Annotated in this window: 25 protein-coding genes; 17 read left to right on the top strand and 8 right to left on the bottom strand. The window is 70.7% G+C overall.

From position 1 onward, the window contains the following. Positions 1 to 8: 8 nt before the first annotated feature. From nirB to B7K21_RS02510, 12 genes are all read left to right on the top strand, one after another. Complete coding sequence (gene nirB / locus B7K21_RS02565; protein ID WP_084073558.1) at positions 9 to 2,582, top strand: nitrite reductase large subunit NirB; 2,574 nt, start codon at positions 9 to 11, stop codon at positions 2,580 to 2,582. Beyond that, the gene (gene nirD, locus B7K21_RS02560) at positions 2,579 to 2,974 is read left to right on the top strand and encodes a nitrite reductase small subunit NirD (RefSeq protein ID WP_084073556.1); all 396 of its coding nucleotides are present in this window, start codon (positions 2,579 to 2,581) and stop codon (positions 2,972 to 2,974) included. The genes nirB and nirD overlap by 4 nt, the downstream gene beginning before the upstream one ends. Then, a complete protein-coding gene (gene cobA, locus B7K21_RS02555; RefSeq protein WP_084073554.1) occupies positions 2,971 to 4,203 on the top strand; it encodes a uroporphyrinogen-III C-methyltransferase in 1,233 nt (410 codons plus the stop codon). Before nirD ends, cobA begins: the two co-directional genes overlap by 4 nt. Next, positions 4,200 to 5,312: a uroporphyrinogen-III synthase gene (locus B7K21_RS02550; protein WP_255373712.1), complete on the top strand. Its 1,113-nt coding sequence runs from the start codon at positions 4,200 to 4,202 to the stop codon at positions 5,310 to 5,312. The genes cobA and B7K21_RS02550 overlap by 4 nt, the downstream gene beginning before the upstream one ends. Continuing rightward, positions 5,309 to 5,998: a sirohydrochlorin chelatase gene (locus B7K21_RS02545; RefSeq protein WP_084073551.1), complete on the top strand. Its 690-nt coding sequence runs from the start codon at positions 5,309 to 5,311 to the stop codon at positions 5,996 to 5,998. The genes B7K21_RS02550 and B7K21_RS02545 overlap by 4 nt, the downstream gene beginning before the upstream one ends. Positions 5,999 to 6,274: 276 nt before the next feature. After that, complete coding sequence (locus tag B7K21_RS02540; RefSeq protein WP_159448387.1) at positions 6,275 to 7,024, top strand: HesA/MoeB/ThiF family protein; 750 nt, start codon at positions 6,275 to 6,277, stop codon at positions 7,022 to 7,024. Further along, complete coding sequence (gene glp, locus B7K21_RS02535; protein ID WP_234989148.1) at positions 7,017 to 8,183, top strand: gephyrin-like molybdotransferase Glp; 1,167 nt, start codon at positions 7,017 to 7,019, stop codon at positions 8,181 to 8,183. The genes B7K21_RS02540 and glp overlap by 8 nt, the downstream gene beginning before the upstream one ends. After that, positions 8,180 to 8,650 (top strand): cyclic pyranopterin monophosphate synthase MoaC, encoded by a 471-nt coding sequence (moaC, locus tag B7K21_RS02530; RefSeq protein WP_084073542.1) that lies wholly within the window; start codon positions 8,180 to 8,182, stop codon positions 8,648 to 8,650. The genes glp and moaC overlap by 4 nt, the downstream gene beginning before the upstream one ends. Next, complete coding sequence (locus tag B7K21_RS02525; protein ID WP_084073539.1) at positions 8,635 to 9,222, top strand: molybdenum cofactor guanylyltransferase; 588 nt, start codon at positions 8,635 to 8,637, stop codon at positions 9,220 to 9,222. Before moaC ends, B7K21_RS02525 begins: the two co-directional genes overlap by 16 nt. Continuing rightward, positions 9,219 to 9,470: a DUF6457 domain-containing protein gene (locus B7K21_RS02520; RefSeq protein ID WP_084073537.1), complete on the top strand. Its 252-nt coding sequence runs from the start codon at positions 9,219 to 9,221 to the stop codon at positions 9,468 to 9,470. Before B7K21_RS02525 ends, B7K21_RS02520 begins: the two co-directional genes overlap by 4 nt. Continuing rightward, on the top strand, positions 9,467 to 9,700 hold the full coding sequence (locus B7K21_RS02515) for a MoaD/ThiS family protein (protein ID WP_234989147.1): 234 nt from the start codon (positions 9,467 to 9,469) through the stop codon (positions 9,698 to 9,700). Before B7K21_RS02520 ends, B7K21_RS02515 begins: the two co-directional genes overlap by 4 nt. Before the next feature lie 134 nt (positions 9,701 to 9,834). Beyond that, the gene (locus tag B7K21_RS02510; RefSeq protein WP_084073532.1) at positions 9,835 to 11,181 is read left to right on the top strand and encodes an HNH endonuclease signature motif containing protein; all 1,347 of its coding nucleotides are present in this window, start codon (positions 9,835 to 9,837) and stop codon (positions 11,179 to 11,181) included. A 34-nt stretch (positions 11,182 to 11,215) separates the two neighbouring features. Here the strand turns inward: B7K21_RS02510 and moaA are convergent, their stop codons facing one another. The 8 genes from moaA to B7K21_RS02475 all read right to left on the bottom strand — a co-directional run bounded on the left by moaA (position 11,216) and on the right by B7K21_RS02475 (position 16,718). After that, positions 11,216 to 12,217: a GTP 3',8-cyclase MoaA gene (gene moaA, locus B7K21_RS02505; protein WP_084073529.1), complete on the bottom strand. Its 1,002-nt coding sequence runs from the start codon at positions 12,215 to 12,217 to the stop codon at positions 11,216 to 11,218. Continuing rightward, positions 12,214 to 12,633 carry a molybdenum cofactor biosynthesis protein MoaE gene (locus B7K21_RS02500; RefSeq protein WP_084073526.1) on the bottom strand — a complete coding sequence of 140 codons (420 nt, stop codon included), beginning with the start codon at positions 12,631 to 12,633 and terminating at the stop codon, positions 12,214 to 12,216. Before B7K21_RS02500 ends, moaA begins: the two co-directional genes overlap by 4 nt. Continuing rightward, on the bottom strand, positions 12,633 to 13,130 hold the full coding sequence (locus tag B7K21_RS02495) for a molybdenum cofactor biosynthesis protein B (protein ID WP_084073524.1): 498 nt from the start codon (positions 13,128 to 13,130) through the stop codon (positions 12,633 to 12,635). Before B7K21_RS02495 ends, B7K21_RS02500 begins: the two co-directional genes overlap by 1 nt. Positions 13,131 to 13,210: 80 nt before the next feature. Beyond that, complete coding sequence (locus tag B7K21_RS12405) at positions 13,211 to 14,236, bottom strand: ABC transporter ATP-binding protein (protein WP_144016029.1); 1,026 nt, start codon at positions 14,234 to 14,236, stop codon at positions 13,211 to 13,213. Beyond that, positions 14,233 to 14,994, bottom strand: coding sequence for an ABC transporter permease (locus B7K21_RS12400; protein ID WP_373994276.1), 762 nt, complete (start codon positions 14,992 to 14,994; stop codon positions 14,233 to 14,235). Before B7K21_RS12400 ends, B7K21_RS12405 begins: the two co-directional genes overlap by 4 nt. Next, complete coding sequence (gene modA, locus B7K21_RS02485; RefSeq protein ID WP_084073522.1) at positions 14,991 to 15,746, bottom strand: molybdate ABC transporter substrate-binding protein; 756 nt, start codon at positions 15,744 to 15,746, stop codon at positions 14,991 to 14,993. The genes B7K21_RS12400 and modA overlap by 4 nt, the downstream gene beginning before the upstream one ends. Beyond that, the gene (locus B7K21_RS02480) at positions 15,743 to 16,147 is read right to left on the bottom strand and encodes a molybdopterin-binding protein (protein WP_084073520.1); all 405 of its coding nucleotides are present in this window, start codon (positions 16,145 to 16,147) and stop codon (positions 15,743 to 15,745) included. Before B7K21_RS02480 ends, modA begins: the two co-directional genes overlap by 4 nt. A 55-nt stretch (positions 16,148 to 16,202) precedes the next feature. Next, positions 16,203 to 16,718, bottom strand: coding sequence for a PH domain-containing protein (locus B7K21_RS02475; protein WP_084073517.1), 516 nt, complete (start codon positions 16,716 to 16,718; stop codon positions 16,203 to 16,205). A 74-nt stretch (positions 16,719 to 16,792) separates the two neighbouring features. On the opposite strand from B7K21_RS02475, the gene B7K21_RS02470 reads away from it, so the two are divergent. From B7K21_RS02470 to leuS, 5 genes are all read left to right on the top strand, one after another. Further along, positions 16,793 to 18,637 carry a hypothetical protein gene (locus B7K21_RS02470; RefSeq protein WP_084073515.1) on the top strand — a complete coding sequence of 615 codons (1,845 nt, stop codon included), beginning with the start codon at positions 16,793 to 16,795 and terminating at the stop codon, positions 18,635 to 18,637. Positions 18,638 to 18,744: 107 nt separating this feature from the next. After that, positions 18,745 to 20,364 (top strand): circularly permuted type 2 ATP-grasp protein, encoded by a 1,620-nt coding sequence (locus B7K21_RS02465; protein ID WP_084073512.1) that lies wholly within the window; start codon positions 18,745 to 18,747, stop codon positions 20,362 to 20,364. After that, positions 20,364 to 21,287, top strand: a complete 924-nt coding sequence (locus B7K21_RS02460) for an alpha-E domain-containing protein (protein ID WP_084074770.1) — start codon at positions 20,364 to 20,366, stop codon at positions 21,285 to 21,287. Before B7K21_RS02465 ends, B7K21_RS02460 begins: the two co-directional genes overlap by 1 nt. Before the next feature lie 46 nt (positions 21,288 to 21,333). Next, positions 21,334 to 22,170 carry a transglutaminase family protein gene (locus B7K21_RS02455; protein WP_084073509.1) on the top strand — a complete coding sequence of 279 codons (837 nt, stop codon included), beginning with the start codon at positions 21,334 to 21,336 and terminating at the stop codon, positions 22,168 to 22,170. A gap of 138 nt (positions 22,171 to 22,308) precedes the next feature. Next, a complete protein-coding gene (leuS, locus tag B7K21_RS02450; protein ID WP_084073507.1) occupies positions 22,309 to 24,813 on the top strand; it encodes a leucine--tRNA ligase in 2,505 nt (834 codons plus the stop codon). The last annotated feature ends 107 nt before the right edge of the window (positions 24,814 to 24,920 follow it).

The raw sequence follows: 24,920 nt of genomic DNA, 5'->3' as shown, positions 1-24,920 counted from the left end.
GCGCCACCATGGCTCAGACAAAGCAGATCGTCGTCGTCGGAGGCGGCATGGTCGCGCACCGCTTCACCGAGGCGATGCGCGCGCGCGACACCGAGGGGCGCTTTGCGGTCACGGTGCTCGCCGAGGAGCCTCGTGCGCCCTACGACCGCGTCGCCCTTACCAGCTACTTCACGGGCCGCAAGCCGGAGGAGCTCGCACTCGGCGACCCCTCCTTGTGGGAGGACCCCCTGGTCACGCTCGAGCGCGACGCCAAGGCGGTGTCGGTGGACCGAGCCGCGCGCACCGTGACTGACGCGCACGGTCGGACGTACCCGTACGACCACCTGGTGATGGCGACCGGCTCGTACGCGTGGTCGCCGCCGGTGAAGGGCTCGGACCTGCCGGGCGTGTTCGTGTATCGCACCATCGACGATGTCGCGGCGCTGCGTGGATATGTGCAGCAGCGGCGCAGAGACCTGGGCCGCACCGTACGCGGCGCCGTCATCGGCGGCGGTCTGCTCGGCCTCGAGGCTGCTGGGGCGCTCCAGGAGCTCGGCGCGACGTCCACTGTGGTGCAGTTCGCCGACCGCCTCATGAACCTTCAGGTGGACGAGGGAGGCGGCCAGGCGCTCAGCCGACTGATCGAGAACACGGGCGTCAAGGTGCGGTGCAACACCGCCACCGAGGAGATCCGCGCCGACAAGCACGGTCACGTGGGGTCGCTGAAGTTCGCAGAGCAGGGCGAGCAACTCGTGGACGTCGTAGTCTTCGCCACCGGCGTGCGGCCGCGTGACGAACTCGGCCGCGACATGGGTCTGCCCCTGGGCGAGCGCGGCGGCATCGTCGTGGACGACACGTGCCTCACTGAGGACCCAGCGATCTCCGCGATCGGCGAGGTCGCGTGCATCCAGGGCTCGTGCATCGGGCTCATCGCGCCAGGCAACACGATGGCGGAGATCGCCGTCGATCGCCTGCTCGGCGGCGTCTCGACGTTCCCGGGTGCCGACACCGCCGCGAAGCTCAAGCTTCTTGGCGTGGACGTCGCGTCGTTCGGCGACGCGTTCGCGACCACGCCAGGCGCGCTCGAGCTCACCTACGCCGACCCGGTGGCGGGCGTGTACAAGAAGCTCGTGGTGTCCGACGACGCGCGCACCCTGCTGGGCGGGATCCTCGTCGGAGACGCCTCGGCCTACGCGAGCCTGCGGCCCCTCGTCGGATCCGAGGTCGGGGGAGACCCCGCTGGCTGGCTCCTGCCAGAAGGCGCGATTGAGCGACCCAACGTCGAGCTGCCAGACGAGGCGGGCGTGTGCTCGTGCAACAACGTCAGCGCCGGCGCCATCCGTGGCGCCGTCACCGAGCACGGCTGCACGGACCTCGCAGGGGTCAAGGCCTGCACCAAGGCCGGCACGTCGTGCGGCTCGTGCCTGCCGCTGGTGAAGAAGATCATGGGCACCGAACTGGAGAAGGCGGGCATTGAGGTCTCGAACGCACTGTGCGAGCACTTCGCGATGTCACGTGCGCAGCTGTTCAGCGCCGTCCAAGTGAGCGAGCTGCGCACGTTCTCCGAGATCATCGAGCGGTTCGGCACCGGCCGCGGCTGCGACCTGTGCAAGCCCGCGATCGGATCGATCCTCGCGACGCTCTACAACGAGCATGTGCTCGCCGCTGACCGTGCGGCGCTTCAGGACACCAACGACCGCGTGATGGCCAACATGCAGAAGGACGGCACCTACTCGGTGGTGCCGCGCGTGCCCGGCGGCGAGATCCTGCCCGAGCACCTCATCCTCATCGGCCAGATCGCGCAGGACTACGGGCTGTACACGAAGATCACGGGAGGCCAGCGGATCGACATGTTCGGTGCTCGCCTCGAACAGCTGCCGTCCATCTGGAAGCGGCTCGTCGACGCAGGCATGGAGTCGGGTCACGCGTACGGCAAGAGCCTGCGCACCGTGAAGTCCTGCGTCGGCTCCGACTGGTGCCGCTACGGCGTCCAGGACTCGGTGGGGATGGCCATCGCCCTCGAGCTGCGCTACCGCGGCCTGCGCAGCCCCCACAAATTCAAGCTCGGCGTCTCCGGATGCGCCCGCGAGTGCGCCGAGGCGCGCGGCAAGGACGTGGGCGTCATCGCCACCGACAAGGGGTGGAACGTGTACGTGGGCGGCAACGGCGGGTTCACCCCCAAGCACGCGCAACTGCTCGTCGAGGACGTGGACGACGCGACGCTGTTCAAGGTGATCGACCGCTACCTCATGCTCTATGTCCGCACGGCTGACCGCCTGCAGCGGACCGCGCCGTGGCAGGAGGACTACGAGGGAGGCCTCGACGCGATCAGGTCCGTCATCGTCGATGACTCTCTCGGAATCTGCGCGGACCTCGACGCGCACATGGCCCGCCACATCAACTCCTATGAGGACGAGTGGGCTGCCGTGCTGAACGACCCGGAGCGCCTCAAGCAGTTCACGGCCTTCGTCAACGCGCCCGAGCAACCCGACCCGACTCTCGCCTACGTGGAGCAGCGCGGCCAGCGCCGCCCCGCCACCGCGTCAGAGCGCTCCGACGGCTCCGTGCTCATCGCCCCCGCCACCCTGGAGGTTCGCTCATGACCACCACCGCGTCGGGCGTCGCCCGCGACACCACTACCGTCGCCGTCTGCGCCTACGATCGGCTCACGCCAGAGCTGGGCGTTGCGGCGCTCGTCGACGGCGTGCAGGTCGCGATCTTCCGACTCGCCGACGGGTCGGTCCACGCGGTGCAGAACCTGGACCCGTTCTCGGGTGCCTCGGTGATGTCGCGCGGCATCACCGGCGACAAGGCGGGAGAGCCGACCATCGCCTCGCCGATCTACAAGCAGGTCTTCTCCCTGCTCGACGGGCGTTGCCTCGCCACCATGGACAAGGAGCCCGCCGCCGGACACGAGGGCAGGCTCACCGTGCACCGCGTCTGCGTCGAGGACGGGCAAGTGCGCATTGCGCTCGCGGAACCCGCGGGTCCGTGACGACCCTGTTCGGCCTGGACCTCGCGGGCCGGGAGGTCGTCATCGTCGGGGGAGGGCCTCACGCGGCACGACGCGTCAGGCGATTCCTCTCCGACGGGGCGCTCGTGAGGATCATCGCGCCGGAACTGTGCGACGACCTCGAGCGCCTCGCCTCCCACGGTGACGTCGAGGTCGCTCGACGGACAGTGGAGCCGCGCGATCTGGACGGCGCCTGGCTCGTCGTGACGGCCACGGGCGATCCACAGGTGGACGGCGCCGTCGCGACCTGGGCCGAGGCACGCCGGACGTGGTGCATCCAAGCCTCCGAGGCGTCGGGCGGGTCCGCACGCCAGGCCGCCATGTCCACCCACGGCGACCTGGCCGTCGGCGTCGTCTCCCTCGACGTTCCGGACCCAGGCCGCATCCGCGCGGTCCGCGACGCCGTCGCCGCGCACCTCGACGCCGGCCACGTGGATCTGCGACGACGCCGCCACCGCGCCGGACGCGTGATCCTCGTGGGATCAGGCCCCGGCGCGCCGGGGCTCATCACCGTGCGCGGGCGGCAGGCGCTCGCCGAGGCGGACGTCGTGGTCGCCGACCGTCTGGGTGCGACGGCCCTGCTGGCAGGTCTGCCGCCCGAGGTGGAGGTCATCAACGTCGGAAAGTCCCCGGACAAGCACCCCGTGCCGCAGTCCGAGATCAACCGCATCCTCGTGGAGCGCGCGCAGGCAGGCCTCACGGTGGTCAGGCTCAAGGGCGGCGACCCGTTCGTGCTCGGACGCGGAGGGGAGGAAGCTCACGCGTGCCTCGTGGCAGGCGTCGACTGCGAGATCGTGCCGGGCGTCACCTCCGCGCTGTCGGTGCCAGCGCTCGCGGGTATCCCTGTGACGCAGCGCGGCGTCTCCACATCGGTGCATCTCACGAGCGGCCACGCAGGTGCTGACGCCGCTGCCGTCGCCTCCATGGCGGGCGGAACCACCACCGTGTTCCTCATGGGAGTCAGCGCGCTGCCGCAGATCGTCCAGGCGGCCCTCGCGGGCGGATGCTCGCCTGCTTTGCCGGTCGCGATCATCGAGAGCGGGTCGACTCCGCGTCAGCGCGTGACCCACGGCACGCTGGGGGAGATTGTTCGTATCTCGGGTGAAACAGGGGTGAAACCTCCTGCGATTATCGTCGTCGGTGAGGTCGCGGCGCCCGGGCTGCTGGCCAGTGACGTGGCGGCGACGCCGGAGTCGTGGAGGGCTGTGTGAGCCACATCGGTGAGCCGCTGGCGGGGTGCGTGATGGTCATCACGGCCGACCGCCGCAAGCGCGAGCTCGCCTCCGCACTCGAGCGGCGCGGGGCGATCGTCCAGCACGCGGCGGCCATCAGCACCATCCCTCACCTGGACGACGAGCGCCTCATCGCGGACACACGTGCGCTGATCGCGGCACCGCCCGACGTGGTGGTCGCCACCACCGGCATTGGCTTCCGCGGATGGGTCGAGGCCGCAGACGCCGCAGGCCTCGCCGACGATCTGCTCGCCGTGCTCGGAGCCGCTCGGCTGATCGCCCGCGGGCCCAAGGCTCGCGGCGCGATTCAGGCTGCCGGGCTCGAGGCTGACTGGGTTGCCGAGTCCGAGACCGCCGCCGAGCTGCGCGACTACCTCCTCGCCGAGGGCGTCGCCGGACTGCGCATTGCGGTGCAGCATCACGGCAACGGCTCCGACGGGCTCGACGAGGCCTTCACCGCGGCGGGTGCCGAGGTGCAGTCGCTCCTCATCTATGGCTGGGGAGAGCCGCTCGACCCCGCGGCGCACGCACGGTGGATCGAGGCCGCGGCGGCGGGGGAGGCCGACGCGGTGCTCTTCACCTCCGCGCCCGGAGCCGAGGCATGGCTTCAGGGAGTGCGCTCGGCTGGCGTGCTCGACGCGCTGCGCGCCCGGGTGGACGCGGGAGACCTGCTGCTCGCCGCCGTCGGGCCTGTGACGGCAGCGCCGTTGGTGCGTGCCGGGCTGCGCACGTGCCAGCCCGAGCGTTGGCGGCTGGGAGCGCTCGTGCGCGAGCTCGTCAAGCACTACAGCGAGAACACCGTCGCCATCACCACGCCCGCAGGGCCACTGGTGATGCGCGCGACCGCGGCCGTCCTCGATGGGCGCGTGCTGCCGCTGACGCCCACAGGGCTCGAGATACTGAGGGCTCTCGCGAAGGCAGGAGGAAATGTGCTCACACGCGACCAGCTCGGCGATCTGCTGCCGGGAGCTCAGGCCGGGCCGCACGCGGTCGAGGCGGCGATCAACCGTCTACGCGAGAACTCGGGCAGCCGTGAACTCGTCAAGACGGTCGTGAAGCGGGGGTATGCGTTGGCGGTGACCGCATGAGGCCCATTCTGATCGGGTGCGCGCACGGCACGCGCAGCGAGGCCGGCCGAGAGACGGTGCGCGCGTTGCTCGAGGACGTCCGCGCGGCGCTGCCTGACGTGGACGTGCGGGAGGCCTACGTGGACGTCCACGGGCCTGAGCTCGTCGATGTGGTCGCCTCGGTGCCCGTCACGGAGGGCGTCTCTGCAGTGGTCGTGCCGTTGCTGCTCGCCGCCGGGTATCACGTGCACCACGACATCGCCGGGGCCATCGCTGACAGGCCCGACATCGTCGCCGCGCCCGCGCTGGGCCCCGACCCGCGTCTCATGAAGATCGTGCTGTCCCGGCTCGAGGAGGCAGGCGTGCCTGATGACGCGACCGTCGTCCTCGCGCCAGCAGGATCCTCCGACAAGCGTTCCCAGGCCGACACGGATCGCAGCGCAGAACTGCTGCGCGCGGTGTGGCATGGCCCCGTGCGCGTCGGCTTCGCCGCCGGAATGTCCCCGTCCGTCGCCGACGCCGTGCACCAGGCCCGCGACTTCGGCGAGGAGGACGCGGTTGCGCTCGCCTCCTTTCTGCTCGCACCCGGCGTGTTCCAGGACCGGCTCGGCGAGGCCGGCGCCGACTATGTCACCGGACCCCTCGCGCCACACCCGCTGCTCGTCGACATCGTCGCGGGCCGGTACGAGACCGCCGCGCTGGGGTGAGACAGGCTGCCAAGCCCGCCTCTCTCAACCCGGGCGCGGCCCCTGCACGCGGATCGGCGTGGAGACGGCGTGTTGCACACGCTGAGGGCGCCGATACGCCGGGTGCGGTGCAGACTGCGTGCGGGAGCCGCGGAGGAGGCGGGACGCCACGACACGTCGGGTGCGGTGCGGGGTGCGCGCAGCGGAGGCTTGCGATGGACAGGGGCGTGTGCGGGACTCGCGGAGCCGTGCAGAGGTGTGATCGCCGCCGATGCCTCGCCCGGTAGCGTGGCGCACGTGGAGATCGACGCATTCGTCCGGCATCGCTCGCTCACAGGCTTCGGCCCGGAGGGGCAGGAGCGGCTCGCTCAGGCGCGGGTCGCGATCGTGGGCGCCGGAGGTCTCGGCTGCCCGGTCGCGCTGTACCTCGCGACGAGCGGGGTGGGTCACCTGACTCTCATCGACTCGGACCGCGTCTCGGTCACCAACCTTCACCGCCAGGTCCTCTTCGGTCCGGACGATGTGGGTCGCCCCAAGGTCGAGGCTGCCGCCGACGCTCTCGGGCGCCTCGCGCCCGGCGTCACGATCGATGCGCTTGACGGGCGCCTCGTGGACGGCGGGACGGCAGCGTCGGGCCTGGGAGGCGCCGGAGCGCTCGACGCCACGGAGGCGCTGAAGGGCTTCGATCTCGTCCTGGATTGCACCGACACGTGGACCTCGCGCCACGCCGTCGCCGACGCCTGCGCCGCCCTGGAAGTCCCGCTGGTGTGGGGCGCCGTGCAGGGCTGGTTCGGCCAGGTCACGGTGTTCAGCGGCGGACGCACGCTCCGCGACGTGTTCCCCGACGAGCCCGCCCCAGAGCTCGCGGTCTGCGAGGGCGGGGGAGTGCTCGGGCCGCTGTGCGGCCAGGTGGGCACTGCGATGGCGACCCAGGCGGTGGTGCAGCTCACCGGCGCAGGCAAGGGGCTCGTCGGCACTCTCCAGGTCATCGATGCGCGTGACGGCCAATGGCGCAGCCTCCCCATCGCAGGGGGTGCACGTGCGTAGCGCCGACGAGCATCTGCAGCACATCTACGGCCTCCTCAGGCCACCGGTCCCCGTAACGGTCTCGCTTGAGGACGCGCTAGGGCTTGTGCTGGCCGTCGAGGTGCGTTCGGCGACCGCGATCCCGCCCTTCGACAACTCGGCCATGGACGGCTACGCCCTGCGCGCGGCCGACGCTCCGGGAACCCTGACCGTGGTCGGCGAGTCCGCCGCGGGTCACCCATGGAACGGCGTCCTCGCCGCGGGCCAGGCAGTGCGCATCCTCACCGGCGCGGCTGTGCCCGCGGGCGCAGACTCCGTCGTTCCGCAGGAGCTCGTGACGCGCGACGGCGACGCCGTCACGATCCCCGGAGCCACGGCGTCGGGCTCGCACGTGCGCTACCGAGGGGAGGACGCGAAGCCTGGCGACCTCGTCGTCCCCGCCGGCGTGGAACTGAGGCCGAGGCACCTGGCTGCTGCAGCGTCGGCCGGCGTGGCGACACTGGAGGTGTGGCCCAAGCCACGCGTCGCGTTCCTCGTCACGGGTGACGAGCTCGTCGCGCCAGGCGAGCCCTTGGGGCCGGGACAGATCCACGAGTCCAACGCGACCACGCTTGACACCGCGCTGCGCGCTCTCGGCGCCGTGCCCGTCGACCTGGGAACGGTGGGCGACGCTGGGGACGCCGTGCGCGGGGCCGTCGAGGCCGCCGATGCCGACCTGGTGGTCACCACCGGTGGCGCGAGCGTAGGAGACCACGACCCCGTCAAGGAGGGCCTGGCCGACGCCGGCGTCGAGTTCGTGCGCGTCGCCATGCAACCGGGCAAGCCCCAGGGTGCGGGATACGTGGGCGGTACGCCGGTGATCTGCCTCCCGGGCAACCCGGTGGCGGTCGCCGTGTGCGTCGAGCTGTTCGTGGGACCTGCCGTGAGGGCGCTCAGGGGAGTGCCCGAGCCCGCATGGGAGCCGATGCCCGCGGCAGTCGCGTGGCGCTGCCCGCCGGGGCGCGAGCAGATCATGCCCGTGGTGATCGAAGCGGGCGCCGTGCGTCCCGCGACGACGGGAGGTTCGGGGTCTCACCTGGTCGCACGCCTCGCGGCCGCCGAGGCCCTCGCGCGGGTACCTGCCGATGCCGACGCCGTCGAGCCCGGCGATATCGTCATGGTCAGGAGGTTCACCGCATGAGCGAGTTCAGTCACCTCGACGCGCGGGGCGAAGTGCGCATGGTCGACGTCACGGCCAAGCGGCCAACCGTCCGCTCCGCCGTCGCCGAGGGCTTCGTCGCGTGCGCCCCCCACGTGGTCGCCGCGCTGCGCGACGGCACCGTGCCGAAGGGGGACGTCATGGCGCTCACCCGCATCGCAGGCATCGCCGCCGCCAAGCGCACCCCCGAGCTGCTCCCGCTCGCGCACGTCATCGGAGTGCACGGTGCGACGGTGGACGTGAGTGTCGAGGACGAAGGCGTGCGCATTCGCGCCGCCGTCAGCACGGCGGACCGCACCGGCGTGGAGATGGAGGCGTTCACCGCCGTCGCCGTCGCGGCGCTGAACGTGGTGGACATGGTCAAGGCGCTCGACAAGGGCACGGTGATCCGCGAGATCCAGCTCGTCGAGAAGCACGGCGGCAAGTCGGGTTCGTGGCGCCGCGAGTGATCGCCTACGACGCGATCATCGTCGCCGGCGGCCGCGGCACCCGGCTGGGCGGCGTCTCCAAGCCCGACCTCAGCGTCGGCGGCATGCCCCTGCTCGACCGCACGTTGGCCGCCGTCTCCGGGGCGCGCGAGACCGTCATCGTGGGCGGCCCGCGCCGCGAGGGCGTCCTCTGGGCCGTCGAGAGTCCGGCCGGGTCAGGGCCGGCCGCCGCCGTCGCCGCAGGCGTCGCAGCCCTCGGGAGCGGTGCGGCCTGGACGGTCGTGCTCGCGGTGGACACGCCGCGCGCGTCCGACGCAGTGGTTGCCCTGCTCGCGATGCTCCCGCCCGACGCTGGAGCGGGGGAGGACGTCGACGGCGCCTGGCTCGTCGACGACACGGGGTACGAGCAGCCGCTGCTCGCCGTCTATCGCACCGAGGCGCTCGCGGCACGCTGCGCGGACCCGCAGGCCGGGCGGTCGATGCGTAGTCTGGTGGCGGGCCTCAGGATGCTCCAGGTGACCGACGCTGACGGCGTGTCACGCGACCTGGACACGTGGGAGGACGCACAGTTCTGGAAGGAGCAGCTCGGATGACCGACAGTGCGCTGGAGCAGTGGGCGGCGGCGCTCGCCGACGAACTCGATCTGGACCTCGGCGATCTCGATGTGCAGGCATTGCTCGACGTCGCGCGTGATGCCGCGCACTCGGTGGTGCGCCCGGCTGCGCCCGTCTCGACGTTCCTGATCGGGTACGCCGCCGGCAGGCGAGCCGCCGCGGGCGACGACATTTCGCTCGAATGCGACAAGGTATCGCGCCTGGCGACTGGCTGGGTGAGCGAGTGATCGCCGTGCGGCTGTTCGCTGCGGCCGCCGAGGCTGTCGGCGCTGACGAGCTGAGCGTCGACGCCGCGTCTGTCGCCGACCTGCGTGCCGCCCTCGGCGCGACGGGAGAGGACGCCGAGCGCGTCGTCGGGCAGTGCGCGATGCTGCGTGGCGGTGACCGCTTGGACGACTCCGCGGAGCTCGCCTCGGGGGACGTCGTCGACGTCCTGCCGCCGTTCGCCGGAGGGTGATCCCTGGGCTCGGCCGGAGTTCTCGCGTGCACGTCGCTCATCGGTCGGTGTCGAGAGTCCCATTCGCTCCCCATGCCGTGGAAGATGCGGTTTGATCGCGTTTGAATGTCAGTGGTGTCTGATGGACTGTATTCATGACGGCATCCCAGGCGGCGCGTGTGGCAGACCTCGAGGGTCTTCAACGTCGCGCGTCGTCGGCGGACTCGCTTGCCAGGCCGGCCCTGTTGGCGCTTCAGGAGGAAGCGGTCGCCGCGAAGCGCGCTGTGGATGTCGTTCTTGCGAGGGTTGCTGCTGAGATTGCACGGCGCTCGACGCGTGACGACGGTCGGGAGGGGCTCGCACGTCGCGAGGGGTTCGGGTCCCCGCAGCAGCTGATCGCGACGAAGTCCGGTGCCTCGACAGGTGAGGCGGATCGGTTGATGACGGTGGGTCGCGTGCTGGCGGATGCGGAAGCACCTGTGGGAGGGAGCGGTGCCGCGGATGAGGGGGCACGTCCGCGGTTCGAGCACCTTGCCGCCGCGGTCACGGGCGGTGACTTGTCCACGGAGGCAAGCGCACTGATCGCGCGAGTGCTTGAGAGGTTGATCGCCCAGGGCTGCGAGAGCGAGCAGCTCCGCGACCTGGAGGGCCGGGTGGTGCGCAAGGCGATCGGCCTGCCGATCACGAAGGTGCGCCGTCTGCTCGCTCACGCCGAGGCGCAGGTGAACCCGCGCGAACTCGAAGCACGCGAGGCGCAGTTGTTCGAGGAGCGGTTCGCGAGCCTCCGCGACGAGCCGGACGGCTCCGTGACTCTCACGGCACGCCTCGATCCTGCCTCTGCTGCTCCCGTGCGTGCCTTCCTGGACGGCTATGTTCGCCGCACCTTCCAGGAGCGCCGCGACGCTGTCGCGGCGGGCGCCGCCTGCGGTGCTGCTCCTCAGGCGGGGCAGCTGCGCGCCGATGCGTTGACCTGGCTGGCGCGCCACGCTCAAGGGTGTGAGGCCGAGCACGGCGGGGTCAAGACCACGGTGGTGGTGCGCCTGGGGCTCGAGGAACTGCGTCAGGGGACTGGCGTTGCCGAGGTCGACGGCATGGCGATTCCAGTATCGGCGTCCACTGCTCGGAGGCTCGCAGCCGACGCTGAGGTCATCCCGGTGGTCCTCGGCGGCGCAGGCGAGGTACTCGACTGGGGCCGGCGCAAGCGGCTGTTCACGCGGGACCAACGGCAAGCGTTGGTGGAACGCGATGGGGGATGCGCCAAGTGTCATGCCCCACCCGACTGGTGCGAGGCGCACCATATTCGCTGGTGGGAGAGAGATTCCGGGCCTACCGATCTGGCCAACGGGGTGCTGCTGTGCACCCGCTGCCACCACGACGTGCACCGCGACGGATGGGGAATCGAAGTCAGAGACCACAAGGTGTGGTTCACCCCGCCGCGCTCGATCGACCCCGCACGCACACCGGTGCTGGGCGGACGAGCGCGCATTCAGGTCGATGCCTAGCGCGAGGGTGGAGGCCGCGCGCGGGTGGTGTGGCTCAGCCGCCGATCGCGCTCATGGGGCGGCTCGGCTGGACGAAGCTCGGGTCGTCGATGCCGTGTCCAGGCAGCTTGCGAGCGACGCAGGCCACCATCGCCTCAGCGAGTCGGGCGTCATCCGCGCCTTCTCGCAGCAGCGTGCGCAGGTCGGACTCCTCGTGGGCGAAGAGGCAGTTGCGGAACTGCCCGTCCGCCGTGAGCCGCACGCGGTCGCAACGGTCGCAGAATTTGCGTGTCACCGAGGCGATGACACCGACGGTGGCTTCGGTGCCGACGATGCGGAAGCGCTCGGCGGGAGCCGTGCCGTCGTGGCCCAGCGGCTCGAGCGTGTACCGCTCGGTGACAGCGGCGAGGATCTCCTCAGCCGTCACCATCTCCTCCCTCCGCCACGTATGGCCGCCATCGAGCGGCATGTGCTCGATGAACCTCATCTGCAAGCCGCGCTCGACCGCGAAGTCGACCAAGTCCACGATCTCGTCGTCGTTGACGCCCCGCATGATGAGGGCGTTGAGCTTGACGGGCGAGAAGCCGACCGCGCGAGCGGCCTCGATCCCTGCGAGGGTGTCCGCGAGTCGATCGCGCCGGGTCAGTTCCATGAAGCGCGCGCGCTGCAACGTGTCCAGGGAGACGTTCACGCGGTTCAGACCCGCATCGCGCAGGGGCGCGGCCAGGGCCGGCAGGCGCAGGGCATTCGTGGTGAGCGACAGGTCCAGAGGTCCGTCCGGCGTCTCGATTGCGGCGAGCTCGCCGACCACGTCTACGACGTCGGGTCGCAGCAGCGGTTCGCCTCCCGTGAGTCGCACCTCACGGACGCCGAGGTCCACGGCGACGCGCGTGAGTCGCACCAGCTCGTCGGTCGACAGGAGTGTGGCGGACTTGAGCCACGGCACGCCATCCGCAGGCATGCAGTAGGTGCAGCGCAGCGAGCATCGGTCGGTGAGCGAGACGCGCAGGTCGCGGTGCACGCGTCTGTAGCGGTCGACGAGCCTGGCGTGACTCATGCGATCCCCACCCACGTGTGCGAGCCATCCGCGAGGATCTCGCGCTTCCAGATGGGCAGTTCCGCCTTGACTCTCTCGACCACGGTCCTGCACGCCTCGAAGGCCTCAGCCCGATGCGCCGAGGCGGCGGCAGCGACGATCGCCGCCTCGCCCACGGCGAGCATGCCCGTGCGGTGCGTCACGGCGATCGCGGTGCCCGAGGCTGCCTCGACCTCGGCGACGATGCGCGCGATGACGGCCGGAGCGTCGGGGTGGCACGAGTACTCGAGGTGCGTCACCTCGCCCTCCACGGAAGGATCGTGGTCGCGCACAAGCCCGACGAATGTGGCGACGGCTCCGTGCGCGGCATCCGACACGGCGCGTACGTGCGCGTCGAGCGACAGCGAATCGGCGGAGATGGCTGCGATCGCAGGCATCAGTGGTCCTCCCCGTCGAGCTGGGAGAGCGCATGCGGAAGCACGTCGGCGAGGACTGCGGCCGCAGAACGCGCGGCCTCGGTGGAGCCCGCGACGTTGATCACGATCGCCGGATGCGTGCCGCCCGTGAGGCCGGCAAGGCCCCGCGACAGTACCGCACCCGGAACCGCATCTGCATCGACCGCGCGCAGGCGCTCTGCGATGCCGGGCAGCGGACGCGCGATGACGTTCGCGGTTCCCTCTGGGGTCAAGTCCCGCGGGCCGATGCCCGTGCCGCCCGAGGTGAGCACCACTCGGGCTCCCTCGGCGACCGCGGCGCGGATCACATGCTCCACCTGGTCGGCGCCGTCGGGAACGGTCGTGGCCCACACCTCGGCGCCGAGGCTCCGTAGCGCCTCCGCAAGGATCGGGCCCGACGCATCGACGCGTTCACCACGGGACGACCGGTCGGAGACGGTCACCACCGCGATGAGGACGCCGGTGAGTGCGGGGGACATGGCTTCAGTGTAGGAACCAAGGTGTTTCGCGGGGGTTGCGTACAGAACGCCTGCGCGGCGGCGGTGCTGTGAGAACGGCCTCAGATCGCGTATGCAGGCAGCCCCGTAGGCACCCCGAACAGCACGCGTTCGCCGACGATGATGCGCGAAGCTTCGGCCGGATCCACGTCGGCGGCGGCCGCCGACCCGTGCACGCGCACCTCATCCCCACGCGGCTCGAGAGCGACCACGGTGTCCGTGACCCACGCGCGGCCGGGCACGCGCGGCTCGTCGCCGAGCGCGAGCGCGATCAAAGTGGGACGCACCGCGATCCCCGCCGCAGCGCCCGCCCTCGGGCCCCCGGCGACCGGTACGCGGGTCCCATTGACGAGGACGAGCGCTCCGCCCTGCATCGTGCCGCGGATCAGCACGCGCGCCGCCATACGCGCGGCGAACGCGGTGCGAGGTCGTGTCAGCACCTCCGACGCCGTTCCGGCTTCGACGACGACGCCCGCCTCGATCACTGCCACGTCATCGGCGAGCGCATGCGCGTCGAGAGCGTCATGGGTGGCGACGATGGCGGTGACGTCGCGCAGGACGTGTTGAAGCAGCGCGCGGATCGCGGTGGCGGCCTCGACGTCGAGCCGAGCGAGGGGTTCGTCGAGCAGGACGGCCTCGGGAGCGGGCGCGAGTGCGCGCGCGATCGCGACGCGCCGGGCCTGCCCTCCCGAGAGCTCGGTGGGTCGGCGTGCAGCGAGGTCTGTGGCACCTACGCGCTCAAGCCAGGCGCGCGCGGTGTGCCGCGCCTCCTCGCGGGACGAGCCGCGAGAGCGAGGGCCGAAGGCGACGTTGTCCAGCACCGACATCGTGGGGAACAGCGCGTCGTCCTGCGACAGCAAGGCGATCCGACGCGACGCGAGCGGCACGCGTCGCCCGCCACCGGTGAGTGCGCGACCGTGAATCGCGATCTCGCCAGAGTCGACCGGCACGATCCCCGCGATCGCCTCGAGCACCGTGGACTTTCCGGCGCCGTTGGTCCCGAGCAGCACCAGGGTGCGGCCGCGCTCGACTGTGAGGCGAGCGTCGACGGCCCGCGACCTGATCAGCACGTGGGCATCGAGGCTCATCGGCGCGACCCAGGTCGGTAGGCGATCGCCACCACCGCGACGGCGAGCGCGACGAGCACGAGCGACAGCGCCGCGGCCTGCGCGGGATCCGTCTCGCGCGCCAGGTAGATCTCCAGCGGCGCTGTCCGCGTCACGCCGGCGAGCGATCCCGCGAACGTGAGCGTCGCTCCGAACTCGCCGAGCGCGCGCGCGAATGCCAGCACGGCGCCCGTCGCGAGCGCGGGACCGAGCGCCGGAAGGGTGACGCGGAACAGGATGCGTGTGCGCGAGGCGCCGAGTGTTCCGGCGACCGCCTCGTGACGCCCACTGCGCTGCGCGAGCGCCGATTCGACGGAGACGACCATGAACGGCAGTGCGACGAAGGTCTGCGCCAGGACGACCGCCGCCGTCGTGAAGGCGAGCGACCCGCCGAGCGCGTCGCCGAGAAGCCCGCGACGGCCGAAGGCGTACAGCAGGGCGAGCCCGCCGACCACGGGAGGGAGTACGAGCGGTACCAGCACGATCGCGCGCACGAGCGCGCGCCAGGGCCCGCGCATCGCACGCAGTGCGAAGCCGAGCGGGATGCCGAGCACGATGACGAGGAGCGTGGCGATGGTCGCCGTCCTGAGGCTCAGCGCGAGCGCTTCGAGCGAGGCGGGCGCCGTCACAGACGTGCCGAACTCGGACCACCCCACCCTCGAGACGAGGCCGGCGAGGGGCAGGAGCACCACGAGCGCGCCCGCGACGGCGAGTGGCACGAGCCAGCGGGGGCCGATCACGGCGCGCCGAATCCGGCAGCAGCGAGCACCGCACGGCCCTCGGAGGACAGCACGGCGGCCACGAACTCGCGCGCGTGCTGCGAGGGCGAGCCCGACGCGTGAGGCAGCGCTGCGATCGGGTACCGGTTCACCACAGCGTCGGCATGCTCCAGAGCGACCTCCTCGACTCCATCCGCCCGCGCCAGGTCGGTCGCGTAGACAATGCCTGCGTCGGCCTCGCCCGAAGCGACCTTGCCCAGCACGTCGGTGACGTTCGACTCCTCTGACACAGGGGAGAGCGTGGCGCCCGACGCCTCCGCGACCAGTGCCGTCGCCGCGCCGCACGGCACCTGCGGCGCGCACGTCACCAGGACTACCCCCGCGTCGGACAGGCTGTCGACGCCTGTGATCCCGCCAGGGTTGCCCGCGGGTACCGCGATCGTGAGGGTGTTCGTCGCGAAGATCTGCGGCTCGATCTCGAGCTCGTCGCTGACGGTCGCCATGGTCGCCTCGTCCGCAGTTGCGAGCACGTCGGCGGGCGCACCCTCGAGCACCTGCGACGCGAGCGTTGAGGACCCGGCGAAGGACACGGCGACGTTGACGTCGGGATGGTCCGCTTCGAAGTCGGAGACGATCGTTGTCATCACCTCCGCGAGCGACGACGCCGCGAGCACCGTCAGGGTCTCGGGCCGGCCCTCGGGCAGGGCCGTCGGCGCGCAGGCCGCGAGGGCGAGAGCGGCCGCGCCCACCGCCGCGAATCGGGGTGCCCTCATCGTACCGTTCCAGGCGCGGCCTCGACGATCACTGTCGTGGCCTTGACGATCGCGGTCGCGAGCGATCCCGGTTCGAGGTCGAGCTCGCGCACGGCCTCGGAGCTCATGAGCGACACCACCCGGTGAGGTCCGCACTGCAGGTCCACCTGCGCCATCACGCTGTCGGCGTGGACCGCCGTGACGATGCCCGGGAAGCGGTTGCGCGCGGAGCGCAGCACGTCGGTGCGGTCGTTCGGCGCGCTCGCGCGGGCCGCGAAGCGGGCGACGTCGACGCCGTCCACGAGCGTGCGGCCGGCGGCGTCGCGTGCGGTGGCGATGCCCTCGGAGGCGACCCAGCGTCGGACGGTGTCGTCGCTCACGCCCAGGAGCGACGCAGCCTCGGAGATGCGCAGATGCGGCATGCGACGAACCTTATCGCCGCAGATGCGGCGCTACAAGGCCCGACGCTGCGGTCGGCTACTTCTCGTCGTCCCCGTCGAGTGCGTCGTTGACCTCGTGATACAGCTGCGCGTGGACGCTCTCGACGTTCGGGATGTCGTCGAACTCGAGCGGGTCGTCCGAGGCCGACTCGATGATGAGCGTGCCGGTCTTGAACAGCCGGTCGATGAGCCCATGCCGGAACTGCACCGAGTTGATGCGCGCGAGCGGGATGTCAATGCCGCTCTTGGTGAACACCCCGGTGCGGTAGATCACGCGGCGATCCGTGACCACGAAGTGCGTGGTCGCCCAGCGGATGTACGGCGCGATCGCCAGCCATGCGACGAGCACGACCACGCCAACCGCCACGGCGATCCCCACACCGGTCTCCACGCCGTCGCTCCACTGGACCGAGTCCATCCACCACCACGCCAGCAATGCGAGCGCGATCGCTAGCAGGGTCGTAGCGACGGCGCCGATGAGCGCCTTCCAGTGGGGATGCGCATCGACGACGACGTCCTCGTCGGGCGCGAGCAGATCACGCGGGTATGCCATGGCTCGAGCGTATCGGCGCGCACCCCGGCGGGGGAAGGGCAGCGACGCGATGGGTGGGGCCTAGGCTTGCCGCCATGGCGGAGGAGACTGTGGACGACACCGGCGCGCTCGTGGCAGGGGAGTCGGTGCCCGACAACGAGACAGCGCCCGCCGTGAAGGCGGCGCCTCGGGACGAAGGCGCCGGGGCGACGAAGGGCGGCGGCATCGCGATCCGGCGGTGGAACCCTCCGCGCTGGTCCGTGTGGGTGGCGGTCGCCGTGGTGGTGGTCGCCAACCTCATCGTCGCGTGGGACTCGACGGGCCTGATCTACCAGGCCGATGAAGCCGGCATGATCTTCAACGCTGCGCTGTTCGCGCGGCCCGAAGGCCCCGTCGTGCTGCTCGGCAGCTCGTACATGCCAGGGCTCGCGATCCTCATCGCGCCGCTGTGGCTGTTCACCGACGAGGCCGCGACCGTCTACCGGATGGCGATCTTCCTCAACGCCGCGATCGGCGTCGCGACGATCTGGCCCATGTCGCGCGTCGCACGCAAGTTCGGAGCAGGTCGCAATGCGTCCGTTCTGATGGCCGCGGTCATCGCGGTCAGCCCGGCCATGCTGATCCAGAGCAACTACCTGCTCGCCGAGAACCTCCTGCACTTCGTCGTGATGCTCACGGCATGGGCGGCGATCGTCCAGCTGAGGAACCCTTCGTTCCGCCAGGCAGCGCTGCTCGGAGCCTCCGCCGGCGCGATGTTCCTGGTCCATGGTCGTGCGCTGCCGCTCCTGTTCGTCGTCGCCGTCGGTTTCGCCGTCATGCTGTTCAAGCGTCCCGTGGATGCGCTGGGAGGCGGGGGGCTTCTTGCGTCCATCTCGGTGGCGTCGTACCTGCTGCTGCTGTGGATCGAGGAGCAGAACTACATGAAGGCCGAGCGGGCGGCTGGTCAGATCGATCAGCTCCTTGCGGGATCGCTTGGAGACTATGTCACCGCCATCGTGTCCCAGACCTGGGTTGAGTCCCTCACATGGCTCGGGCTTGCGGGCATCGGCCTGCTGGTGCTCGTGGTGCGCGCGCGCCGGGGCGCGCACCGCTTCGAGTCGCGGTGGCTGCTCGCTGCGGTCGTCGCTGCGATCGTGTTCGTGGTGATGACGCTCGCGGGCGGCACCTGGGGCGAGACGGCGGGTATCTCGCGCCTGGATGCGTTCGCGTACGGCCGGTACATCGAGGTCATCACTCCTGTGCTCGCGGTGGTCGGCGCCGCAGCCCTCGCTGCGCGCCTCTCTCGGGCCATCGCGTGGTCCGTCGTCGGCGTCGCAGCGGTCTCCGGGGCGCTGTTCCTCTTGCTCGTCGTGCCGCTGATGCCCCTCGGCGGCAGATGGGAGGGCTCCCACGCACCCGCAGTTTCCGCTTTCCTGAGCGACGCTCTCGTGGGGACGGACCAGCGGGATCCCTGGTGGGCGATCGTGCTGTTCGGCGTGATCGCGACCGTGGCTGTGGTCGTGGCGTCGCGCCGCAGCCCTTGGAGCATCCCTGCCCTCGGTGCAGTCTTCCTCGCCTGGTCGCTCTATGGCGACCAGGCAGTGCTCAAGGACCACGAGTTCTGGGCGCGACAGATCCCGCCCTCGCTTGTGGCGCTCGAGGGGGTCCCCGAATCGGAGCCCTTGGCGGTCGACCTCAGCCAGGAGCAGATCGGCCGTGGCTTCAACCAGATCGAGTTCTGGGTGTATCCGCGAGAACTGGCTGCGTTCAGTTCCGAGCGTGGGGATACGCCGCGGTCCGACCTCGCGCTGACTGGCGTCCAAGTCTCGTTGCCCGCGGAACAGGGGGCGTGGCCGCTCAACGGCTCACTGGTCGGCGAGACCGTGATCTGGGTCTACCCGGGCGAACTCCGGGACGCGCTCGACGCCGAAGGCCGCGTCGCCCACCCGAACGACGAGTAAGTCGTCGCGGCAGAGCTCCGCAGCCAGCGTCGGAAGCATGCCGCCATGTCGCACTGCCGCCATCCGCCCGTCATGCAGGCGAAACACGTCGTGGCTAGCCTGAGGGCATGACGGACCCCGCGTCGACCCCGTGGAGTGGATACACGCCTGTGCAGGCGTGGGATGAGGCCGTGGACGTCGACGGGCAGGTGCGGGAGCCGTATCGGCGCGTCTACGCCGAGATCGATCGGATGTCGGGCGATGACCTCTACTCGCGCGCCGAGGCCCTCGCGTCGAGCTACCTTGCGCAGGGCGTGACCTTCGACCATGCGGGCGAGGAGAGGCCCTTCCCGCTGGACATCGTGCCCCGTGTGGTGGGCGCCGACGAGTGGGACATCATCTCGCCCGGCATTGCGCAGCGCGTGCGCACGCTCGAGGCGTTCCTCGCGGACGTCTACGGCTCGCAGCGGTGCGTCACGGACGGCGTCGTGCCGCGTCGACTGCTCGCGTCGAGCCAGTACTTCTACCGGACGGTCGCGGGCATCGAGCCGGGCAACGGCGTGCGCGTGCATGTGAGCGGAATCGACCTGGTGCGGGATCAGCACAGCATCTGGCGCGTGCTCGAGGACAACGTGCGCGTGCCTTCTGGCGTGAGCTACGTGCTCTCGAACCGGCGCGCGATGAGCCAGATGTACCCGGACATGTTCGGCGCGATGGGCGTGCGCCCCGTGCTCGAGTACTCGCAGCGACTCCGGGCCGCGCTCGCGAAAGCCGCGCCCGGCGGTGTGGACGACCCGACGATCGTGGTGCTCACACCCGGCGTCTTCAACTCCGCGTACTACGAGCACTCGCTGCTCGCGCGCACGATGGGCGTGCAGCTGGTCGAGGGGCGCGACCTCGAGACCCTCAATGGTCGCGTGTACATGCGCACCACTGCGGGCAGGCGTCGCGTGGACGTCATCTACCGTCGCATCGACGACGACTTCCTGGATCCGGTCCAGTTCCGGCCGGACTCGACGCTCGGCGCTCCCGGGCTGATCAACGCCGCACGCCTGGGCAACGTCACGATCGCGAACGCGGTCGGCAATGGCGTGGCGGACGACAAGTTGATCTACACCTACATGCCCGACCTGACGCGCTACTACCTGGGCGAGGAGCCGATCCTTCCCAACGTGGACACGTGGCGCCTCGAGGAGCCCGAGGCGCGCGAGGAGGTCATGGACCGCCTGCACGAACTCGTCGTCAAGCCAGTCGACGGCGCGGGCGGCAAGGGAGTGGTGATAGGCACCAAGGCCTCCCCGGAGGAGCTCGATGCGACGCGCCGCCAGATTCTCGACGATCCGCGCGGCTGGATCGCTCAGCCCGTGATCCAGCTGTCGACCGTGCCGACGCTCACCGAGGACGGTCTCGAGCCTCGCCACGTGGACCTGCGCCCCTTTGCGATCAACGACGGCGACGACGTGTGGGTGCTGCCAGGCGGCCTGACGCGCGTCGCGCTCCAGAAGGGCCAGCTCATTGTGAACTCCTCGCAGGGCGGCGGTTCGAAGGACACGTGGGTGCTCGGCGGAGTCCGGCATCGCGGCGGCGCGTCTCTGCCACCAGAGGCGAAGGTCGAGCTCGCCGGCGTGGATCCGGTGCCGCAGGGCGCGCATCCCGAGGACTACGCGCACGGCCAGCAGCAACAGCAGCAACAGCAGCAGGGCCCCGCGAGGTCCGGTGCGCACGAGAGTGGGGAGGCCCGGCCATGATGCTCAGCCGGATCGCCGAGTCCCTGTTCTGGATCGGCCGCTACGTCGAGAGGGCGGACAACACCGCGCGCCTTCTCGATGTGCACCTGAACGTCCTCCTTGAGGACCAGTGGGTCGATGAGCCGAGTGCGAACGCGTCGCTGCTGACGGTCATGAGCGCGCCGTGGGAGCCGCCCGTGTCGCGCGGCGACGTGCTCCAGGCACTCGCGTTCGACCGCGAGTTGACGTCGTCGATCGCGGGCTGTCTCTCGTCGGCGCGCGAGAACGCGCGGCGCGCACGCGAGGTGATCTCGACAGAGGTGTGGGAGTCGCTCAACACGACCCACATGCAGCTGCCCCGCTGGACGCGGGCGGCGCGGCCGCACGACTACTTCGTGTGGGTGCGCGAACGCGCTGCCGTCGTCTGGGGCCTCATGTCGGCGACGACCTCGCGCGACGACGCGTGGTACTTCATGGAGCTCGGGCGCTCGCTGGAGCGCGCGGACATGATCGCGCGACTGCTGATGACGCGGAACCTCGAGGGCACGACCGGCCCGAACTGGACCACCTTGCTGCGGACGTGCTCCGCCCATGAGGCGTACCTGCGGACCGTGAGGGCACTCGTCACGGAGGAGCGCGCCGCCGAGTTCCTGCTGGTCGACCGCCTGTTCCCGCGCTCGATCGCCTACAACCTGGACCGGGCGGAGACGATCCTGCAGGAGATCGAGGGCAGCGAGACCGGGCGGGCGCTGTCCAACCGAGCCCGTCTCGCGCTGGGGCGTGCGCGCACCAACCTCGAGTACCGCGACGTGCGCGAGATCCTCGCGGACCTCACGGGGCAGATGCACGAGGTGCAGGCCGCCTGCTCGACCGCATCGGACCTGATCCGGGATCGCTACTTCCTGCCGGCGTCGACGACGCTGTGGAGTCAGGAGGCGCTGTGATGTCGAGGAGCGCTGTGAGCTTCCACGCGACGGGGGAGGGAGACCGGTGAGCACGCTGCGTGTTGAGCACCGCACCACGTTCACGTACGAGCGCGAGATCGTCAGCTCGTACAACGAGGCGCGCCTGACTCCTGCCTGGCTGCCGCGACAGCGTGTGCTCGACTCGCGCATCGACATCTCGCCCGTGACGTGGAGAACGACCTATCGCGACTACTGGGAGACGGACGTGCTCGCGTTCGAGGTGCTGCAGCCGCATTCCTCGCTCACGGTGGTCGGTACGTCCATCGTCGAGGTGACGCCGCATCGGCCTCGCGACGAGCGCGTCGGATGGTCGGAGCTTCAGGGTCCCCGGTTCCGCGATCTGCTGTGCGAGTACCTTGAGAACTCGCCGGTGACGGAGCCGACCGACGAGCTGAGGCAGATCGCCGAGGACGCCGCCGGGACGCTTGCGCCCGATCTGGCCGCGCGGGCGATTTGCGATCAGTTGTTCACGCGAGTCCAGTATGTGCCAGGGGCGACGTCGGTCCATACGCCGGCGACGCACGCGTGGGAGGTGAGCTCTGGCGTGTGCCAGGACTTCGCGCACCTCGCGATCGGCGCGCTCAGGCACGTCGGCATCCCCGCGCGGTACGTGTCGGGCTACCTGCACCCCAAGCGCGACGCGGAGATCGGCGAGTCCGTTGCAGGCGAGTCCCACGCGTGGGTCGAGTGGTGGAGCGGCGACTGGTACGGCTTCGACCCCACCAACGACCGTGAGGTCGGCGACCGTCACGTCGTCGTGGGGCGTGGGCGCGAGTACCGAGACGTGCCTCCCCTCACGGGGGTCGTCGCCGGCGCCACGTCGGGCCTGGACGTGCGTGTCACGGTCACCCAGACGGCCTGAACCGCGCGCCCGACGCCGGGTGGGGATGGGTGCGCGAGGTGGCCTGCGCCTCGGGCCCGTCGGGCGCCGGCCGGCCCGTGCGTCGGGCGTGTGACCGCGGATGCCAGACGCGGTGGCGGGCCTCGCTAGAATCCTCGGGTGACCGCTACGACTCCTGACGCCGACGAGACCCGCTACGACTTCCGCGCGCTCGAGGAGCGCTGGCTTCCCGTGTGGGAGGAGCGTCAGCCGTTCCGCTCAGGCCGCGAGGGCGATGACCGTCCCACGAAGTACGTGCTGGACATGTTCCCGTATCCCTCGGGCGACCTGCACATGGGCCACGCCGAGGCTTACGCGCTGGGAGATGTCATCGCGCGCCACTGGGTGCAGCGCGGCTTCAACGTGCTCCACCCGATCGGCTGGGACAGCTTCGGACTGCCCGCGGAGAACGCGGCGATCAAGCGCGGCGTGGACCCCGCAGGCTGGACCGAGGACAACATCGCCCAGCAGAGGGCGTCGATGAAGCGCTACGCGTGCTCGTTCGACTGGGATCGCGTCCTGATGACGCACCGCCCCGACTACTACCGCTGGAACCAGTGGCTGTTCACGCGCCTGTTCGAGCGTGGCCTCGCGTACCGCAAGCCCAGCCAGGTGAACTGGTGCCCCAAGGACCAGACGGTGCTCGCGAACGAGCAGGTGGTGGGCGGGCTGTGCGAGCGCTGCGACACTCCCGTCACCAAGAAGAAGCTCACGCAGTGGTACTTCAAGGTCACCGACTACGCGGACGAGCTGCTGGACGACCTCGAGACGCTGCGCGACACCTGGCCGTCGAAGGTCATCGCGATGCAGCGCAACTGGATCGGCCGCTCGACGGGCGCCGATGTGCGCTTCGAGATCGAGGGTCGCGACGAGCCGATCGACATCTACACGACGCGTCCCGACACGCTCTACGGCGCGACGTTCATGGTGGTCGCCGCGGACTCGGACCTGGCCGCGGAGCTCGCGAACGGCGCCGACGGTGAGGTGCGCGAGGAGTTCGACCGCTACGTCGAGTCGGTGAAGAACGCCTCGGAGATCGATCGACTCTCGACTGAGCGCCCCAAGACCGGCGTGTTCCTCAAGCGCTACGGCGTGAACCCCGTCAACGGCGAGCGCCTGCCCATCTGGGCTTCGGACTACGTGCTGGCCGACTACGGCCACGGCGCCATCATGGCCGTGCCGGCGCACGACCAGCGCGACCTCGACTTCGCCCGCGCGATGGACCTGCCCGTGCGCGTGGTCGTGGACGTGCGCGACGAGGACGGCGAGCCGTTGCCGGACCCGAACGAGTCGGGCATCGCGACCGTGGGCGAGGGCGTGTGCGTCAACTCCGGGCCGCTGGACGGGCTCGCGAAGGCCGACGCGATCGCGAAGGCCATCGAGATCCTCGCCGCCGATGGTGCGGGCGAGCAGTCAGTGAACTACCGCCTGCGCGACTGGCTCATCTCGCGCCAGCGCTACTGGGGCACGCCCATCCCGATCGTGCACTGCGACTCGTGCGGCGAGGTGCCCGTGCCGGACGACCAGCTGCCCGTCACGCTGCCGCCCGCCGAGGGCCTGGACCTCAAGCCCAAAGGTCAGTCACCGCTGGCCGCCGCGTCGGACTGGGTCAACACGACCTGCCCGAAGTGTGCAGGCCCCGCGCTGCGCGACACCGACACGATGGACACGTTCGTCGACTCGTCCTGGTACTACCTGCGTTACCTCTCGACCGAGCGCGACGACGTCCCGTTCGACGCGACGGACGCGAAGAAGTGGGCGCCGATCGACCAGTACGTCGGCGGCGTCACCCACGCGATCCTGCACCTGCTGTACTCGCGCTTCTTCACCAAGGCGCTTCGCGACATGGGAATGGTCGACTTCAGCGAGCCGTTCTCCGCGCTCCTGAACCAGGGCATGGTCCAGATGGACGGCTCCGCGATGTCGAAGAGCCGCGGCAACCTGGTGCGCCTGTCCGATCAGCTCGACGAGTTCGGCGTGGACGCGGTGCGTCTGACCATGGCCTTCGCAGGCCCGCCGGAGGACGACATCGACTGGGCCGACGTCTCGCCCGCCGGGTCGGCGAAGTTCCTCGCGCGCGCCTGGCGCCTCGCGCGGGACGTGACGAGCGGGCCCGGAGCCGACCCCTCGACCGGGGACGCCGAGCTGCGCGCGCACACGCACCGCACGCTCAAGGAGTCGCAGGAGCTCGTCGAGTCGTTCCGCTTCAACGTGGTCGTCGCGCGCGTCATGGAGCTCGTGAACGTCACGCGCAAGGCGATCGACGCGGGGGTGGGCCCCGCCGATCCGGCCGTGCGCGAGGCCGCCGAGGTCGTCGCGATCCTGCTGAGCCTGTTCGCGCCGTACGCGGCCGAGGACATGTGGTCGATGCTCGGGCACGAGGACGTCGCGCTCGCGACGTACCCCCAGGTCGACGAGTCACTGCTGGTCGAGGAGACCGTGACGTGCATCGTCCAGGTCAAGGGCAAGGTGCGCGCCCGCCTCGAGGTGCCGCCTAGCATCGGCGAGGACGAGCTGAAGGAGCTGGCCCTCGCGACCGAGGGCGCGCAGCGCGCGATCGGCGACGCCGGGATCCGCACCGTCATCGTGCGCGCGCCGAAGCTCGTCAACATCGTCACCGCCTGACGCGCGTCGTACCCTGCCTGGCGCGGCGCCGCGCTAGGCGCCCGCGCCCTGTTCGCCCAGCCCGAGCGTCGGGCTTGGGCGTGCAGGTCCCGGGAGGTGACGCTCTG

The organism is Demequina sp. NBRC 110052 (assembly GCF_002090075.1).
Lineage (GTDB): Bacteria > Actinomycetota > Actinomycetes > Actinomycetales > Demequinaceae > Demequina.
This window is presented reverse-complemented; position numbering and strand designations above follow the sequence as displayed.

What these genes read in the sequence shown, in the direction of transcription:
- nirB (WP_084073558.1), top strand. Translation starts at nt 9, where the DNA reads ATGGCTCAGACAAAGCAGATCGTCGTCGTCGGAGGCGGCATGGTCGCG.
- nirD (WP_084073556.1), top strand. Translation starts at nt 2,579, where the DNA reads ATGACCACCACCGCGTCGGGCGTCGCCCGCGACACCACTACCGTCGCC.
- B7K21_RS02545 (WP_084073551.1), top strand. Translation starts at nt 5,309, where the DNA reads ATGAGGCCCATTCTGATCGGGTGCGCGCACGGCACGCGCAGCGAGGCC.
- moaC (WP_084073542.1), top strand. Translation starts at nt 8,180, where the DNA reads ATGAGCGAGTTCAGTCACCTCGACGCGCGGGGCGAAGTGCGCATGGTC.
- B7K21_RS02520 (WP_084073537.1), top strand. Translation starts at nt 9,219, where the DNA reads ATGACCGACAGTGCGCTGGAGCAGTGGGCGGCGGCGCTCGCCGACGAA.
- B7K21_RS02510 (WP_084073532.1), top strand. Translation starts at nt 9,835, where the DNA reads ATGACGGCATCCCAGGCGGCGCGTGTGGCAGACCTCGAGGGTCTTCAA.
- moaA (WP_084073529.1), bottom strand. Translation starts at nt 12,217, where the DNA reads ATGAGTCACGCCAGGCTCGTCGACCGCTACAGACGCGTGCACCGCGAC.
- B7K21_RS02500 (WP_084073526.1), bottom strand. Translation starts at nt 12,633, where the DNA reads ATGCCTGCGATCGCAGCCATCTCCGCCGATTCGCTGTCGCTCGACGCG.
- B7K21_RS02495 (WP_084073524.1), bottom strand. Translation starts at nt 13,130, where the DNA reads ATGTCCCCCGCACTCACCGGCGTCCTCATCGCGGTGGTGACCGTCTCC.
- B7K21_RS12405 (WP_144016029.1), bottom strand. Translation starts at nt 14,236, where the DNA reads ATGAGCCTCGATGCCCACGTGCTGATCAGGTCGCGGGCCGTCGACGCT.
- modA (WP_084073522.1), bottom strand. Translation starts at nt 15,746, where the DNA reads ATGAGGGCACCCCGATTCGCGGCGGTGGGCGCGGCCGCTCTCGCCCTC.
- B7K21_RS02480 (WP_084073520.1), bottom strand. Translation starts at nt 16,147, where the DNA reads ATGCCGCATCTGCGCATCTCCGAGGCTGCGTCGCTCCTGGGCGTGAGC.
- B7K21_RS02475 (WP_084073517.1), bottom strand. Translation starts at nt 16,718, where the DNA reads ATGGCATACCCGCGTGATCTGCTCGCGCCCGACGAGGACGTCGTCGTC.
- B7K21_RS02470 (WP_084073515.1), top strand. Translation starts at nt 16,793, where the DNA reads ATGGCGGAGGAGACTGTGGACGACACCGGCGCGCTCGTGGCAGGGGAG.
- B7K21_RS02465 (WP_084073512.1), top strand. Translation starts at nt 18,745, where the DNA reads ATGACGGACCCCGCGTCGACCCCGTGGAGTGGATACACGCCTGTGCAG.
- B7K21_RS02460 (WP_084074770.1), top strand. Translation starts at nt 20,364, where the DNA reads ATGCTCAGCCGGATCGCCGAGTCCCTGTTCTGGATCGGCCGCTACGTC.